Here is a 14,960-nt window from a genome sequence, read left to right on the forward strand (position 1 = left end):
TTGATCATGCTCGCAGCTCTTCACTTGTGACCATCCGAACTAGACACTCAGATGATCACTGACGGGCTGCGAGCCCTTCACTCTCGGGTCGGCTCAGCCACAAACCCCGCTCAAGTTCGAAGAGCCGGCATGAGGGCCGATTCGTGGCTGCTCGGTGGCTGCTCGGAGGTCGGGGAACCGACGCGGAGGTGCCGGGACGCAGCCGGATTTTCTGCCTATCAGGGGACCCCTTCACCGATCGACGGCCGTAGATGGCCAGACTTGGGCCATTTAGTGCGTGCCGTGAATCGCGTTGAGAGCGGCGTGGAGCTCGTCGGGTAGGGGGTCGGCTGCGGTGATGGTGTGTTCGCCGGCCCGGATCTGGATGGTGCGGTAGCGGCGGGCGGTGGTGACGAAGCCATGATCCACATCGCCTCGATCGACAACCTCGCCAAACGCATAACGGGCGAGGCAACACCAACCTGGCGGGGTACGTACTAGCCTCACAAGCCGCAAAAGGCGTGAACCAAACGCCCTCTCAGAGGGCGGTCTCACCGCCCCCACCGACAGCGCCGCTCCCGCCTCAAAGCACCTCGAGGCTGTCCCGCTTCTCAGCCCAGGCTCCCCGCGCTGCGGTGTCCGGAGCGCTTTTCCTTGACCACCAAGGCTCCCGCCGCCCCGGAGGGTGACGGGAGCCCTTTTCGCGGTCAGTCGAGGGCCGGCTCGGGGACACCGGCGTGGGCCGGGGTGGCGGCGACCTTCGGCGGTCCGGCGGTGCCCGTCCGCAGGCGCCGGCGCAGGACCGCCACCCACCAGACGAAGCCGAAGCCCAGGACAACCAGGACGGTGATCGCGTTCTGGTTGTTGACTTCGGGAACCGTCAGGGCGGCGATCACCGCTACGCAGTAGGCGGCACCCAGGGCCACCACCGCCGGGAGCCAGCGGCCCAGGGAGAAGACGCCCTCGCCGGCCGCCGGGATGCGGCCGGACCGGTGGGCGATCCAGGCGGCGGCCAGGGTCAGCGCGTAGGTCAGGTAATAGGTGAGGCCCACCATCGCGTAGATCTTGCCGACCAGGCCTTCATTCAGCAGATTCAGGCCGATGGCGATCGCCGCCACCAGGATGATGGCGTTGATCGGGGCCCTGGTGCGGGAGCCGACCGCCTGCAGGGCCGTCGAGCCGGGGAGCATGTTGTCCCGGGACAGGGCGAACGTCATGCGGGTGGCCACGGCCATGTTGGCGATCAGGCAGGCGAAGATCGAGGCGAACGCCACCACGAGCAGCAGGGCCCGGGCGAAGCCGCCGACCTGTTCGCCGACCAGGCGGAACACCGGGTTCTCGGCACCGGCGAAGAACTGTTCGGGCGCACTCGGCATGGCCATGGCCAGCAGGGCGAAGACGGCGAAGCCGATGACACCGGACCAGATGACCGCGCGGAACATGGCCCTTGGGGCGGCCCGGCGCGGGTTCTGCGTCTCCTCGGCCAGGTCAGCGGCGCCCTCCCAGCCCAGCAGCACGTAGACCGGCAGCAGCGCGGCGAGGGAGATGCTGGTCAGGCCGACCGCGTTGCCGTTCAGCGAGGTCGTGTCGGTCAGGATGGCCGGGCCCTGGGTGTGCTTGAAGGCGAATACCACGCCGGCCAGCAGGACGATGCCGAGCAGGACCGTGCCGACCAGTTCGATCGAGGCGCCGATGTTGTTGATCCGGCTTGCAGCCCGTACGCCTATGATGTTGATGATCGCGACCAGGACGGTGCAGCCGATGCTGAGCGCCTGCACCTGGTGCGGGGTCGGGTCGGCCCATATCTCGGGGGCGAAGACCGCGCCCAGGCCGGCCGCGGTACCGGCCGTGCCGGCGAAGAACGAGATCAGCGCGATCCAGCCGGTAAACCAGCCGAAGTTCGGGCCGACCAGGCGGCTCGACCACTGGTAGGCGTAGCCGGTGATGGGCAACCGGCCGGCCAGGTGGGCGTAGACGGCGACCAGCAGCAGCACGGCCGGGAGCACCAGCAGCCAGAGCAGCACGGCCGAGCCGCCCAGTTCGTCGAAGGGTGACTTGTACATGCTGATCACGCCGGTGTTGATGGAGACCATCGAGAAGGCGAGCGCGAACGCGGTGAACGAGCTCATGCTGCGGCTGAGCTTCTGCTCGTAACCCAGATCGGCGAGGTCGGCCTCATCGGATCGCTCAGTCACGGCCGTACCTCCGCTCCACCTCGGTCAACGCCTCGTCCAGCACGTCCAGGGAGCGTGCCAGCAGCTCATGGCTGATGTCCAGGGGTGGCTTGATCTTGATGAGGTTGCCGAGCCCGGCGTACCTGTTCTCGCCGAAGATGACTCCGCGCCGCTGAGCCTCGAGGAAGACCCCGCGGGTCTCCTCCGTGGCCGGCTCCTTGGTCACCCGGTCGCGGACCAGTTCGATGCAGACCATCAGGCCGGGGCAGCGCACGTCGCCGATCAGCGGGTGGCGCTCCTTCATCTCCAGCAGCCGCCCGGTCGCGTACCGGCCGTGCTCGGCGGCGGTCTCGCTGAGCTTGTCGTCGAGGATGGCCCGCACGGCGGCCAGACCGGCCGCGATCGAGATCGGGAACTGGCCGAACGTGAGCTGATCGTCGCCCGACCTGAAGGTGGCCAGCTCGGCCCGGGTGAGCACGCCGGCGAGGGGGAAGCCGCCGCCGACACCCTTGCCGAAGACCAGGATGTCCGGCCGGATGTCGTAGAGGTCGCTGGCCCAGATCGCGCCGGTACGACCCAGGCCGGACTGCACCTCGTCGACGATCAGCAGGATGTCGTACTCGTCGCAGATCTGCCGCAGCCCGCGGTGCCAGGCTGGCAGGAACTCGTTGTGCCCGCCGTTGCCCTGGATCGGCTCGTAGACGATGGCCGCCACTGGCCCGTCGGTGCCCCTGTCCAGCACGTCGCGGATTAGGCCGAGGGTGAGCTCGGTGTCCTGCTCGGGGGTCAGGCCGGCCCGCGGGCGGTAGAGGTCGGGCCGGGGCAGGCGCAGGAACCGGGCCTGGATCGGGCCGAACGGGTTGTCCGGGTGGGGCCAGCTCGCCGCCATCGTGGTGATCGACCGGCCGTGGTACGCGTCGTGCAGGATCGCGATGTGCTGCGCGCCGGGCCGGTTGCGCATGGCCAGCTTCAGCGCCATCTCCACGGCCATCGAGCCGTGCAGGGTGAAACCGACCCGGTCCAGGCCGGCCGGCGCGATGGAGACGAGCAGCTCGGCCAGGTCGAGCAGGGCCGGGGTGTGGAAGGTCGGGCGGGCGTGGGTGATCGCGCGGGTCTGCTCGATCGCCGCCTCGATGACCCGGGGGTCGTTGGCGCCGAGATTGTTGGACCAGGCCTGGGCGGTGCAGTCGATGTAGCTGATGCCGGCGTCGTCCCAGACCAGCGAGCCCTCGGCGCGGACCAGGGTCAGCTTGGTGGGGTCGCCGCCGGCCGGCTCGTGCAGGAGAAGGGTCTTGGCGTGCTCGCGATTTGCTGCGGTATCTACCATGAACGGCCATCCGATCCGATTCGGTGCTGAGGGATGACCGAAGACTAGAAACGCCGGCGATACCAGGGGAAAGACCGAGTTTCATAGGCTTTATAGATGCTGTCTATGAACGTGACGCTCCGGCACCTGCGGTGCTTCGTCGCGGTCGCCGAGACATTGAGCTTCACTCGAGCCGCCGAGCGCCTGCACATCGCGCAACCGTCGCTGAGCTACACGATCCGGCAGCTCGAACACCATCTCGGGCTGATGCTGCTGGAACGTACCACCCGCGCCACGGTGCTGACCCGCGAGGGCGTCGCGTTCCTGGCCGAGGCGCGGGCCGTGCTCGACCGCTTCGAGGAGGCGATGGCCACCGCGTCCCGGATCGCCCAGGGGCAGGCCGGCCGCCTGCGCCTCGGCTACCTGATCGGTGCGGCTGTCGAGTACGTGCCGGTGATCCTGCAGGCGTTCACCGAGCAACACCCCGACGTCAAGATCGAAGTGATCGAGTACGACTTCAGCGCGCCCAACGGCGGCCTGGACACCGGCGACACCGACGTGGCCATCGTGCGTCCCCCGCTGCACGGCGTCCGCGACGTCACCACCCGTACGCTGCTGGCCGAGCGATGTTTCGCCTGCGTGCCGGCCCGGCACACGCTGGCCGCCCGGTCCGAGGTGGACGTCCACGAGCTGCTGGCCGAGCCGATCGTCGCCGCGCCCGGCGAGGGCACCTGGCGCGACTACTGGATCCTCGACGCCTACCGCACCGAGCCGGCCACGGTCGTCCACGAGGCGGCCACTTTCGAGGCGGAGTTGCAGGCGATCGCTTTCGGCCGGGGCATCTCGATCGTCCCGGAGACCGCCCCCCGCCTGTACGCCCGCCCCGGCGTCGTCTTCGTCCCGATCACCGGCATGCCCTCTTGCGAGGTAGCGGTGGCCCACCGCGCCGGCGCTCCACCCGCCGCGGCGGCGTTCGCCCAGGTCGCTCTGGATGTGGTGGATGGCCGGCGCTACCGCAAACGACTCGAACTGCCGTAGGCGACGACATCGGGTTGCAGTGCTAGGGCGCGTATTTGGTTGTGATCAAGGAGTGCCGCGTGAGGTCCTTGATCCAGATCATCGAGGCGCGGAGGTGTAGACCGGCGAGGTAGCTCTCGGGGGTCTTGTCGTACCGGGTGGCGATGCCTCGCCAGGCCTTCAGCTTGTTGATCAGGCGCTCGACGGTGTTCCGCTCCTTGTAGAGGTCGGCGTCGTGGTTGACGGGTCGGCCGCCCTGGCTGCCCTTCTTCTTCCGGTTCGCGGCCTGGTCCCTCGGGGATGACTGCCTTGATGTGGTGTTCCCGTAGGTAGGCGCGGTTGCCGCGGGACGAGTAGGCCTTGTCGCTGGCGACCGCGTCAGGCCGGGTGCGGGGGACCGGCGACATCCGCGAGGCCGACACCGCCGTCTCCGGGTAGGACTTTTCGGTGTACGTCCGTCCAACGCGCCGGTGAGCCAGGGTTGTGCGGGCGAGTATGAGCGGTATGGGACTCCGGGGAGGCGGTGAGGTCGGCCGGGACCTGTTGCAACGCCGCTAGGACGTGCGACAGGCCAACCGAGCAGGTGCACGCCAACGCCGAGGCGGGCGCCTGGCAGCCCACCGACGAGGACCTGGACGCGCTCGACGCCCTCCTCTGACCGGGCTTTCCGCTGCCCCGGTGCCGTACCGACGGCGCCGGGGCAGCCGGCTCTCCGGCGGCAGCCCGACGGCGCGAAACGCGGGCGGTCGAGGGAAAAGCGTCACCCACCCTTGGCGGATCCGGTGGAACACCGTACGGTAGGCCGCAAGTGACCCACGGGAGCCCGGTGCGTACCGGGCTGAGAGGGGGGCTGTAAGCCCCCGACCGTCGAACCTGATCCGGGTAATGCCGGCGCAGGGAGGAGTGTTGCCGTGCCGTCCCTGGGACGACTGCATCTGATCACCGACACCCGGCCGGGGCGGGATCCGCTCGGCGTGCTGCGGGCCGCCCTGCCGGTGGCCCGCGCCGAGCTGGTCGTCCAGGTCCGGGTGGAGGACGACGCCACCGACCGGGAGGCGTACGAGCTGGCCCGCCAGGTGGTCGCGCTGTGCCGGCCGTACGGGGCGACGTGCCTGGTCAACGACCGGCTGCACGTGGCGCTGGCGGTGGACGCGGCGGGTGGCCACGTCGGCGCCGACGACCTGCCGGTGCGGGCGGCCCGCCAGGTGCTCGGCGCCACCGCCGTGCTCGGCGCGACCGCCCGGGAACCGGTGGCCGCCGCCGAGGCGGTCGCCGCCGGGGCGAGCTACCTGGGCGTCGGCCCTTGCCACGCCACCACCACCAAGGCCGGGCTGCCCGAGCCGATCGGCCCCGCGGGGGTACGCGCGGTCGCCGGAGCGGTGGACGTGCCGGTCATCGCGATCGGCGGGGTGACCGCCGCGTCGGTGCCGGCGCTGCGCGCCGCCGGGGCGTACGGGGTGGCGGTGGTCGGGGCGATTTCCGCCAGCCCCGATCCCGCACGCACGACTGCTGACCTGATCGAGGCCCTGACGTGCTGACCCGACCGGACGTCGCTGTCGTGGGGGCGGGACCGGTCGGGCTGGCTGTCGCGTGGCGGTGCGCGTCTCGGGGACTGCGCGTGACGGTGCACGATCCTGCCCCTGGTACGGGCGCGTCGCACGTGGCGGCCGGGATGCTCGCGCCGGTCGCCGAGGCGTACTTCGGGGAGCACCAGCTGACCGGGCTGCTCACCGAGTCCGCCGCCCGCTGGCCCGGGTTCGCCGCCGAGCTGGCCGAGGCCGCCGGCGCCGATCTCGGCTACCGCACCGACGGCACCCTGGTGGTCGGGCTGACCACCGACGACCTGGCCGAGGCGCGTCGACTCTGGACGTACCAGCAGGGGTTGGGGCTGCCGATCACGCCGCTGCGCCCCTCGGAGCTGCGGGACCGCGAACCGGCGCTGGCCCCGCGCGTGCGCGGCGGCGCGGTCGCCCCCGGCGACCACCAGGTCGACCCGCGCCGGCTGGTCGCCGCGTTGCGGACCGCCGCCGAGCAGGCCGGCGCGGTGTGGCGGCCGGGTGTGATCGGCGACCTGTCCGAGGTGGACGCCCGGGTCACCGTGGTCGCGGCCGGCTGCGGCGCGGCGGCGCTCACCGGGCTCCCGGTCCGTCCGGTGAAGGGCCAGGTGCTGCGGCTCCGCGCGCCCGGTCGCGGCGCGCCGGACTTCCGGCACGTGGTCCGGGGGTACGCCGACGGCGAGTCGGTCTACCTGGTGCCCCGGGACAGCGGCGAGGTGGTGGTCGGAGCGACCGTCGAGGAGCGCGCCGACACCGAGGTGACCGCCGGCGGGGTGCTCCGGCTGCTCCGCGCCGCCGTGGACCTGGTCCCCGAGCTGGCCGAGTACGACCTGGCCGAGGCATCCGCCGGGCTGCGCCCCGGTACGCCGGACAACGCGCCGATCATCGGGGCGCTGCCCGGCCGGCCCGGCGTGCTCGCCGCCACCGGACACCACCGGCACGGCATCGTGCTCACCCCGGTCACCGCCGACCTGATCACCGAGCTGATCGTCACCGGCGAGCCGGACCCGCTGCTCGCCCCCTTCACCCCCGACCGGTTCGCCGGCACCGACGCGCCGGCCACCACGGGCCGGGATCGGACGCATCCACCATCGAGGAGGAGACGTGCAACTGATCGTCAACGGCACGGGGCGTGACCTGCCCGGCGGGACGACCCTCGCGGAGGTCGTCCGCGCGGTCACCGACCAGGAACGCGGCCTCGCGGTCGCGGTCAACGGTGAGGTGGTGCCGCGCGGCGGCTGGTCGGTGACCGTGCTGCGCGACGGCGACCGGGTCGAGGTGCTCAGCGCCGCCCAGGGCGGGTGAGCGGAGTGTCCTTCGAACTCGGCGGGGTCGGCTTCGGCTCCCGGCTCATCCTCGGCACCGGCGGCGCGGCCAACCTGCACGTGCTGGAGCAGGCCGTCCGGGCCTCCGGCACCGAGCTGGTCACGGTGGCGCTGCGCCGGGTGGACACCGCCCCGGGCACCGCCGGCGGGCTGCTCGACCTGCTGGACCGCTGCGGCGTACGGCTGCTGCCGAACACCGCGGGCTGCTACACCGCGTCGGAGGCGGTGAAGGTGGCCCACCTGGCCCGGGAGGCGTTCGGCACCGACTGGGTGAAGCTGGAGGTGATCGGGGACGACCGCACCCTGCTGCCCGACGGGGTGGAGCTGCTGCGCGCGGCCGAGGAGCTGGTCGCGGACGGCTTCACCGTGCTGCCGTACACCTCGGACGATCCGGTGCTGGCCCGGCGGCTGGCCGACGTCGGGTGTGCGGCGGTGATGCCGGCCGGCGCCCCGATCGGCTCCGGGCTGGGGGTGAGCAACCCGCACCACATCCGGCTGATCCGGCAGAGCGTGGACGTGCCGGTGATCCTCGACGCCGGCATCGGCACCGCCTCGGACGCGGCGCTCGCCATGGAGCTGGGCTGCGACGCGGTGCTGCTGGCCAGCGCGGTCACCCGGGCGGCGGACCCGGTGGCGATGGCCACCGCCATGCGGTACGCCGTGGAGGCCGGGCGGCTCGCGTACCGGGCGGGCCGGATCGCCCGCCGCTTCCACGCCCTCGCCTCCACCCCGGACGAGGGACGGCCGGACCTGTGAGCCGCGCGTCGCACCTCGCTCCGGCGGATCCCGGTGCGGATCCTCCCCGCCAGGGGTCGGTTGGTCGCAGGGTCGCAGCTTCGGCTCCAGATCTTGGCAGGAAGTGGCCCCTGGCGGGGCCGGAATTCTCCAAGATCCCGGGCCGCGCCGTGCCGTCGGGCGTGGTGCTGCTGACGGACCGGCGGGTGGCGCGGGGGCCACTCGTCGACGTCGTCGCCGGGGCCGTCCGTGGGGGAGTGCGGTGGGTGGTGCTGCGGGAGAAGGACCTGCCGCGCGCCGAGCGCCTCGCCCTCGCCGCCGATCTGCGGGCGATCCTCGCCGAGGTGGCCGGCGCGTTGATCGTGGCCGGCCCGGACCCGCTCGGCGGGGACGCCGTGCACCTGCCGGCGGCCGGCCCGTACCCGGCGCCGTGCGCGGGACTGGTCGGCCGCTCCTGCCACGACCAGGCAGAACTCGCCCGACTCAGCACAGAGGACTACGCCACCCTCTCCCCGGTCTTCCCGACAGAGACCAAACCCGGCTACGGCCCACCCCTCCGGCCGACCGGTCTCGCCAAGCTGATCAAGGCCAGCCCGGTGCCGGTCCTGGCACTGGGCGGAGTCGACACCCCCGACCACGTCAGCGCATGCGTCGCGGCAGGCGCCACCGGAGTGGCCGTGCTCGGCGCGCTCATGCGAGCCGAGAACCCCACCGAGGCAGCCACCACGCTGACCGAGAGCTTCCGCGAGGCGGTCAGCCCGCTGCCGCGCAGCCGGCACCGAACGACGGCGGTCCCCCCGACAGGGCTGCGGCCGACCGTGCCCACTCCGGGCGGTCGGGCTTGATCCCTCCGTGGGCACGGTCGGCCGCAGCCCCCCAGCGCAACGACCGCGGAACGCTGGCCGCAGCCCCCAAGCGCAACCAGAGAGGGGAAGGCGTGACGCCGCGAACAGTACTCACCATCGCCGGATCCGACTCCGGCGCAGGAGCCGGCATCCAGGCCGACCTCAAGGTCTTCGCCGCCCTCGGCGCGTACGGCACCAGCGTGATCACCGCGGTCACCGCGCAGAACACCCGGGGCGTCAACGCCGTCCTGCCACTGCCCCCGCAGACCGTCCGCGACCAGTTGGACAGCGTGCTCGGCGACTTCGCGGTACGCGCGGTGAAGACCGGCATGCTCGCCACCCCGGCGGTCGCCGACGCGGTGGCCGAGGCGGCGCAGGCGGGCCAGCTGCCCCGGCTGGTCGTCGACCCGGTGCTGGTCGCCACCAGTGGGCACCGGCTCGGCGTGGTGGAGGCGGTCGAGCGGCTGCTCCCGTACGCCGAGGTGGCGACGCCGAACTGCGCAGAGGCCGGCGTCCTCACCGGACGTCCGGTGACCACGGTCGTGGAAATGGTCGCGGCGGCCGAGGCCATCGCGGCCGGCGGCCCGGCGCACGTGGTGGTGACCGGCGGCGACCTGGACGCCGACGGCGAGTCGGTGGACGTGCTGGTCGGCGGCGGCACGACCACGCTGCTACGGGCGCCCCGGGTAACCACCCGGCACAGCCACGGCACGGGCTGTTCGTTCTCGGCGGCGATCGCCGTCCGGCTGGCGTCCGGCGATCCGGTGCCGGTCGCGGTGGCCGCCGCGAAGGAGTACGTGACCCGCGCGCTGACCGGCGCGCGGCACTGGGAGTTGGGCGCGGGACGCGGCCCGCTGGACCACTTCGGCTGGTCCTGTTGACCATCAGGGAGGCTGTCATGCAGGCACGACGCAAGGTCTACGTGGAGGGGGCGCGGCCGGATCTCCAGGTGCCGTTCGCCGAGGTGGAGCTGACCGGGGGCAACCCGCCGGTCCGCCTGTACGACACCTCCGGCCCCGGCTCCGACCCGGAGGTCGGGCTGCCGCCGCTGCGCGGGGAGTGGATCGCCGAGCGGGGTGACGTCGCTCCGGTGCGGGGCGCCGGGACGCCGCTGGCGGGCGCGGACGGGAAGCGCCCGACGCAGCTGGCGTACGCCCGGGCGGGGGTGGTCACCCCGGAGATGGAGTTCGTGGCGATCCGGGAGGGCGTCGCGCCCGACTTCGTCCGGGACGAGATCGCGGCCGGGCGGGCCGTGCTGCCGCTCAACGTCAACCACCCGGAGTGCGAGCCGGCGATCATCGGCAAGGCGTTCCTGGTGAAGGTGAACGCCAACATCGGCACCTCGGCGGTCACCTCCTCCATCGCCGAGGAGGTGGAGAAGCTGACCTGGGCCACCCGGTGGGGCGCGGACACCGTGATGGACCTGTCCACGGGCAAGCGGATCCACGAGACCCGCGAGGCGATCGTGCGGAACTCCCCGGTGCCGATCGGCACCGTGCCGATCTACCAGGCGCTGGAGAAGGTCGGCGGTGACCCGGTGAAGCTGAGCTGGGAGGTGTTCCGGGAGACCGTCATCGAGCAGGCCGAGCAGGGCGTCGACTACATGACGGTGCACGCCGGGGTGCTGCTGCCGTACGTGCCGCTGGCGGTGGACCGGGTGACCGGGATCGTCTCGCGGGGTGGTTCGATCATGGCGGCCTGGTGCCTGGCGCACCACCAGGAGAACTTCCTCTACACCAACTTCCGGGAGCTGTGCGAGATCCTGGCCCGCTACGACGTGACGTTCTCGCTCGGCGACGGGCTGCGGCCGGGCTCCATCGCGGACGCCAACGACGAGGCGCAGTTCGCCGAGCTGAGGACCCTCGGCGAGCTGACCGAGGTGGCCTGGGAGTACGACGTCCAGGTGATGATCGAGGGACCGGGTCACGTGCCGATGCACAAGATCAAGGAGAACGTGGACCGCCAGCAGGAGTGGTGCCACCAGGCGCCCTTCTACACGCTGGGCCCGCTGACCACGGACATCGCGCCCGCGTACGACCACATCACCTCGGCGATCGGCGCCGCGATGATCGGCATGTTCGGCACCGCGATGCTCTGCTACGTCACCCCGAAGGAGCACCTCGGGCTCCCCGACCGGGACGACGTCAAGGCGGGCGTGATCGCGTACAAGATCGCGGCGCACGCGGCGGACCTGGCCAAGGGGCACCCCGGGGCGCAGGCGTGGGACGACGCGCTCTCCACGGCGCGCTTCGAGTTCCGCTGGGAGGACCAGTTCAACCTCTCGCTGGACCCGGAGACCGCGCGGTCCTACCACGACGCGACGCTGCCGGCGGAGCCGGCGAAGACCGCGCACTTCTGCTCGATGTGCGGGCCGAAGTTCTGCTCGATGAAGATCACCCAGGAGCTGAAGGACTACGCCGCGCGGGGGATGAAGGACAAGTCCGAGGAGTTCGTCTCCGCCGGGGCCCGGGTCTACCTGCCGCTGGCCTGAGCGCCCTCCAGGGGCGGGCCGGTCGCACCGCCGGCCCGCCCCCGGAAGTCAGTCGCGGTGGTGGCGGCCCGTGCGCAGCGTACGGGCGTCGTCGTCGCCGTTCTCGTCGTCGGAGGCGAGGCCGGCCACCCAGTCGACGTACTCCTCGTCCTGCGCCAGCTACTCCGCCTCGCGGTCGGCCTCGGTCACCTCGGTCGCCTTGCCCCGGTTGCGCCGGAACAGGCCCCGCCGCTGCTTCGCCTTCCCGCCGCCGGGCTCACCGACCGCCTCGCTCGGGGCGGGCCGGGTGCTCCCCGGTGTGCGAGGCGTCGACCGTCCGCGGCGTCCCGCCGCGTGCCGCCCGTCGTCGCTGGGCTGCGGCGCCTCGGCGGTGGTGTGCCGGGCGGAGGCGAAGGCGTCCCAGCCGGCGCTCCGGCCGAGGTCCGGCAGGGCCCGGTGGCGGGGACGCGGCGCGGACTCGATCCGGGCCGCCTCGCTCGGGGTGCCGTCGCTGTCGGTGGTGCCGTCTGGGCCGGCGCCGCCGGGCGCGCCGGCGTCGCCGCGCGGGTTGACCGGCGAGTTCGACGCGGGCGCGACCGGCCAGGCGGGGCGGACGCTGCCCGGCCCGTCCGGTAGTCCTCGAAGATCGGGACGCCAACGACCCGCTCCACGCCCTCTGGCGCCTCATCGGCCTACGCGGGCTCCGCAGGGGCGAAGTCGCCGGGCTGCGCTGGTCGGACATCAATCTCGACGCCAACGAGTTGACCATCGTCCAACAGCGGGTCTCCGCAGGACACCACGTCTACCAGGGCCCACCCAAGAGCGCGGCAGGCCAACGGGTCGTCGCCCTCGACAGGGCCACCACCGCCGCCCTGATCCACCACCGCCAGCAGCAACAAGAACGGGCAGCCCGACGCATCGAAGCCCGCCTGGCCTACCGCGACACCGGCTACGTCTTCACCCGACCGGACGGCCAGCCCTACCACCCCGGCTACTTCACCCACCGGTTCGCAATTCTCGTCAAAAGATCCGAACTGCCGCCCATCCGGCTACACGACCTGCGGCACGGCGCCGCGTCCCTCGCCCACAGCGCCGGGGTGGACCTCAAAACAATTCAGGACCAACTGGGCCATTCCCAGATCGACACCACCGCGGACGTGTACACCAGCGTGCTACCAACAGCCCAGCACGAGGCCGCCGCCGCCACCGCTGAACTCGTCCGGAAGGCAGCCCGGGACCGCCTCGCCGCCATCAGGCGCAGCGCCCTGGACCCGGCCGCCCCAAGGGCCGTACCTCCATCCCCGCACCCCGCTACCCGGCCGGCAAGAAACAACCCAAAAAGGACACCAAGCGGCGCAGCAGAACCGAGGGGAGCGGTTAAAGCGAAGCTGAAGTAAGCCGTCGAAAGCCTGATGCCGAACAACCGGCCAGGGGGGTATCGAGGTGGACGAACGCGAAAGGGCCGGACACCCACATGACGTCCGGCCCCCGCACCCTGCCCCAGCTACACGGCGTCGAGCACCCTGCACCGGCCCTCCTCGGCTATCCGGCGGATGACCTCCGCACCCACCAGCCTGCCACCGCCGGCACCACGGGCCGCATCACGGGCGATGCAGGTTTCCACCGGCACATCCCGCAGGTCGACCGCCACCAGGTTCGCCCCGGCCTGCTTGGCGAGCCGCCGCCACTGCTCCACCGAAGCGTCCGGCAAGTTCGTGTCGTCAACGATCACACTCAGGCCTGCGCGCAGCAGCGCGAGCACCTGCGCTTTCTGCGCGGTGGTCACCGCGTCCTCCTGCCACCGCACACCGATCCTGCGACCGTGGCCCATGGTCCGCAGGTCGTCGCGGTTCACGCGGAAGCGACGCTCAGGATCCTCGGCAACCCACCTTTCGGCGTAGGTGGTCTTACCGGAGCCGGGCAGGCCACGGGTGATGACAAGGGCGAGCATCATTCCTCCTTGGCGGATATGCGCGGCGGACAGCTCCCTCCCGGCCAGCGGCAAGCCTATCTAGGGCGCGACGTGGAAGAACTCTGTAACCGGAACCACGAAGCCCCCCACCTGACTCACGTTCGGTGGGGGCTTCGTGGTTCACGAAACCGTCGAGCAGCAGACCGAAGCGATCCGCGCGGAGGCCTACCTACGCCGCTTGGAGCGGCTCGCCGTCAGGGCCGGCACCGGTCCTGCGGGTGTCGGCGGGCAACATCCGCCACGACGCGCTCGACCCCGCTCCGTACGGGCGCCGAACGCGATGTCGGGCCGACGATGCAGCACCACGCCGGTCAACGCTCCTCGATGGACATGATTGTCGAGGGACGGTCCTTGGCGACACCGTGCAGGAACCGATCCAGGAGTCCCCTGGGGACAAGGTTACAGCGGGCGGCGGCGGGTTGCCGTCACGATGGCCGCGAGCGGGGCGCTGCCGCCCGTCGGTCTTGGCCAGCAGCGCGGCCCCGATCACCTCGACGGCGTCCGCGCGGCGTGGCAGCAGCCACCTGGGCTGTGGCAACGAACACTTCCCACTGCCATTGAGCCATTCCGCGTAACGATGGGTTGCGTTCCGCAACCGCTCGTGCGGCGGGGCGCTGCTGGCCGCGAAGGCAGCTGGCTACAGCCATGTCAACATCGACGGGATGCTGGTCGAGACCGACCGATGCCGCACCCCGGGCCCCACGCCTGGGGTCGATTTATCGTGGTCGGGTAAGCACGACAACCACGGCGGTAACGTCCAGGTGATCACCGTCCCGGACGGCTGGCCGATCTGGACGTCCGAGGTGCGGCCCGCCCGCGAGCACGACACCACCGCCGTCCGCGCCCACACTGACATCCCTGCCCACGCTCGCCAACGCAGCCGAAGACCTGCGCGCTCTGGGCGACCTGGGCTATGAGGGCGAGTCCGTCACCATCACCGTGGCGTTCAAGAGACCCAAAGGTGGGCGCCTGACCCTCGTACAGCAGCAACTGAACAAGGCCCACAACAGCGTCCGCGCCATCGGCGAGCGCGGCAACTCGCTGCTGAAGATGACGTTCAAGGCGGTGCGCAACGTCAGCCTGGATCCGTGGAGGATCGGGAAGATCGTCGCCGCAGCGCTCGTCATCCTCCACGTCGACCAGGCCCGCACCACATGACACGCTCAGTGGTCAACTCGTTGCGCGGAATGGCTCAGTCACCTATCGGCCACGACTCAAATTGAAGGAAATCTCCGACAGTCACCGGCGAGGCCGCGAGTCCATGTACGGCCCGGCTCGTTTGGGAACTAGTTGGATAGTCGGTCCGGACGAGGGGGCAGGGTGATGGCCACCACCTGCGGCGACCAACTGGCGGTACGGTCTGCCTTGTGCGGCAATAACCGTTGGTCGCCACCGCGGCTGGCCGCCCCGCGCGCCGCTCTCCTGGTCAAGCACCTTGATCGGTTGTTCGCCCCGGGCAGCCAGCAACTGGAGCTCAGGGTGGGCTCGGAGGTGCGCCGGTACGGCTGCTGCTGGCAGCCAGCGACGCGCTACGGTCCGGCCGGATCGACCGCGCCGTTCAGCGGGCGGTGGAGCAGCAGC

At 71.6% G+C, this 14,960-nt stretch carries 15 protein-coding genes, 3 pseudogenes and 1 riboswitch; of the genes and pseudogenes, 13 read left to right on the forward strand and 5 right to left on the reverse strand.

All coding sequences use genetic code 11. The features are described from left to right. Nucleotides 1-270 precede the first annotated feature (270 nt). A complete protein-coding gene (locus tag ABGB16_RS31485; protein WP_347671727.1) occupies nt 271-408 on the reverse strand; it encodes a hypothetical protein in 138 nt (45 codons plus the stop codon). Between ABGB16_RS31485 and ABGB16_RS31490 the strand changes: the two are divergent. Beyond that, nucleotides 394-480: pseudogene (locus ABGB16_RS31490) on the forward strand (IS5/IS1182 family transposase); the annotation flags it as partial. The gene ABGB16_RS31485 and the pseudogene ABGB16_RS31490 overlap by 15 nt on opposite strands. Before the next feature lie 206 nt (nt 481-686). Here the strand turns inward: ABGB16_RS31490 and ABGB16_RS31495 are convergent. Together ABGB16_RS31495 and ABGB16_RS31500 are read right to left on the reverse strand one after the other, a co-directional pair. Further along, nucleotides 687-2,174: an amino acid permease gene (locus tag ABGB16_RS31495; RefSeq protein ID WP_347671714.1), complete on the reverse strand. Its 1,488-nt coding sequence runs from the start codon at nt 2,172-2,174 to the stop codon at nt 687-689. Continuing rightward, the gene (locus tag ABGB16_RS31500; protein ID WP_347671715.1) at nt 2,167-3,480 is read right to left on the reverse strand and encodes an aminotransferase class III-fold pyridoxal phosphate-dependent enzyme; all 1,314 of its coding nucleotides are present in this window, start codon (nt 3,478-3,480) and stop codon (nt 2,167-2,169) included. Before ABGB16_RS31500 ends, ABGB16_RS31495 begins: the two co-directional genes overlap by 8 nt. A 105-nt stretch (nt 3,481-3,585) precedes the next feature. Here ABGB16_RS31500 and ABGB16_RS31505 point away from each other — a divergent pair, with 105 nt between their 5' ends. Further along, nucleotides 3,586-4,497, forward strand: coding sequence for a LysR substrate-binding domain-containing protein (locus ABGB16_RS31505; RefSeq protein WP_347671716.1), 912 nt, complete (start codon nt 3,586-3,588; stop codon nt 4,495-4,497). 22 nt (nt 4,498-4,519) lie between these two features. On the opposite strand, the pseudogene ABGB16_RS31510 reads toward ABGB16_RS31505, so the two are convergent. Next, a pseudogene (locus ABGB16_RS31510) lies at nt 4,520-4,871 on the reverse strand (transposase); the annotation flags it as partial. Between the two features lie 128 nt (nt 4,872-4,999). On the opposite strand from ABGB16_RS31510, the gene ABGB16_RS31515 reads away from it, so the two are divergent. From ABGB16_RS31515 to ABGB16_RS31555, 9 genes are all read left to right on the forward strand, one after another. Beyond that, nucleotides 5,000-5,134 carry a hypothetical protein gene (locus tag ABGB16_RS31515; RefSeq protein WP_347671717.1) on the forward strand — a complete coding sequence of 45 codons (135 nt, stop codon included), beginning with the start codon at nt 5,000-5,002 and terminating at the stop codon, nt 5,132-5,134. Nucleotides 5,135-5,282: 148 nt separating this feature from the next. Further along, a riboswitch (TPP riboswitch) is annotated at nt 5,283-5,393 on the forward strand. Continuing rightward, nucleotides 5,388-6,014: a thiamine phosphate synthase gene (gene thiE, locus ABGB16_RS31520; protein ID WP_145775028.1), complete on the forward strand. Its 627-nt coding sequence runs from the start codon at nt 5,388-5,390 to the stop codon at nt 6,012-6,014. It overlaps the preceding riboswitch by 6 nt. Continuing rightward, nucleotides 6,008-7,168 (forward strand): glycine oxidase ThiO, encoded by a 1,161-nt coding sequence (thiO, locus tag ABGB16_RS31525; RefSeq protein ID WP_347671718.1) that lies wholly within the window; start codon nt 6,008-6,010, stop codon nt 7,166-7,168. Before thiE ends, thiO begins: the two co-directional genes overlap by 7 nt. Further along, complete coding sequence (gene thiS / locus ABGB16_RS31530) at nt 7,137-7,337, forward strand: sulfur carrier protein ThiS (protein WP_347671719.1); 201 nt, start codon at nt 7,137-7,139, stop codon at nt 7,335-7,337. Before thiO ends, thiS begins: the two co-directional genes overlap by 32 nt. Then, on the forward strand, nt 7,334-8,113 hold the full coding sequence (locus ABGB16_RS31535; RefSeq protein ID WP_347671720.1) for a thiazole synthase: 780 nt from the start codon (nt 7,334-7,336) through the stop codon (nt 8,111-8,113). Before thiS ends, ABGB16_RS31535 begins: the two co-directional genes overlap by 4 nt. 149 nt (nt 8,114-8,262) lie before the next feature. Then, a complete protein-coding gene (locus tag ABGB16_RS31540; protein WP_347671721.1) occupies nt 8,263-8,937 on the forward strand; it encodes a thiamine phosphate synthase in 675 nt (224 codons plus the stop codon). A gap of 92 nt (nt 8,938-9,029) precedes the next feature. Further along, the gene (gene thiD, locus ABGB16_RS31545; RefSeq protein ID WP_347671722.1) at nt 9,030-9,818 is read left to right on the forward strand and encodes a bifunctional hydroxymethylpyrimidine kinase/phosphomethylpyrimidine kinase; all 789 of its coding nucleotides are present in this window, start codon (nt 9,030-9,032) and stop codon (nt 9,816-9,818) included. A 17-nt stretch (nt 9,819-9,835) separates the two neighbouring features. Continuing rightward, nucleotides 9,836-11,428: a phosphomethylpyrimidine synthase ThiC gene (thiC, locus tag ABGB16_RS31550; RefSeq protein WP_347671723.1), complete on the forward strand. Its 1,593-nt coding sequence runs from the start codon at nt 9,836-9,838 to the stop codon at nt 11,426-11,428. Nucleotides 11,429-12,147: 719 nt separating this feature from the next. Continuing rightward, the gene (locus tag ABGB16_RS31555) at nt 12,148-12,804 is read left to right on the forward strand and encodes a site-specific integrase (RefSeq protein ID WP_347671726.1); all 657 of its coding nucleotides are present in this window, start codon (nt 12,148-12,150) and stop codon (nt 12,802-12,804) included. 107 nt (nt 12,805-12,911) lie between these two features. On the opposite strand, the gene ABGB16_RS31560 is transcribed toward ABGB16_RS31555, so the two are convergent. Further along, nucleotides 12,912-13,358 (reverse strand): AAA family ATPase, encoded by a 447-nt coding sequence (locus ABGB16_RS31560; protein ID WP_347671724.1) that lies wholly within the window; start codon nt 13,356-13,358, stop codon nt 12,912-12,914. Between the two features lie 629 nt (nt 13,359-13,987). On the opposite strand from ABGB16_RS31560, the pseudogene ABGB16_RS31565 reads away from it, so the two are divergent. Together ABGB16_RS31565 and ABGB16_RS31570 are read left to right on the forward strand one after the other, a co-directional pair. Next, nucleotides 13,988-14,537, forward strand: a pseudogene (locus ABGB16_RS31565) (transposase family protein); the annotation flags it as partial. Between the two features lie 162 nt (nt 14,538-14,699). Further along, on the forward strand, nt 14,700-14,960 hold a 261-nt coding region (locus tag ABGB16_RS31570; RefSeq protein WP_347671725.1), incomplete at its 3' end, for a hypothetical protein.

The organism is Micromonospora sp. B11E3, assembly GCF_039871625.1.
Lineage (GTDB): Bacteria > Actinomycetota > Actinomycetes > Mycobacteriales > Micromonosporaceae > Micromonospora.

Coding starts and splice junctions, on each gene's coding strand:
- ABGB16_RS31500 (WP_347671715.1), bottom strand. CDS start 3,480: ATGGTAGATACCGCAGCAAATCGCGAGCACGCCAAGACCCTTCTCCTG.
- ABGB16_RS31505 (WP_347671716.1), top strand. CDS start 3,586: ATGAACGTGACGCTCCGGCACCTGCGGTGCTTCGTCGCGGTCGCCGAG.
- thiC (WP_347671723.1), top strand. CDS start 9,836: ATGCAGGCACGACGCAAGGTCTACGTGGAGGGGGCGCGGCCGGATCTC.
- ABGB16_RS31560 (WP_347671724.1), bottom strand. CDS start 13,358: ATGCTCGCCCTTGTCATCACCCGTGGCCTGCCCGGCTCCGGTAAGACC.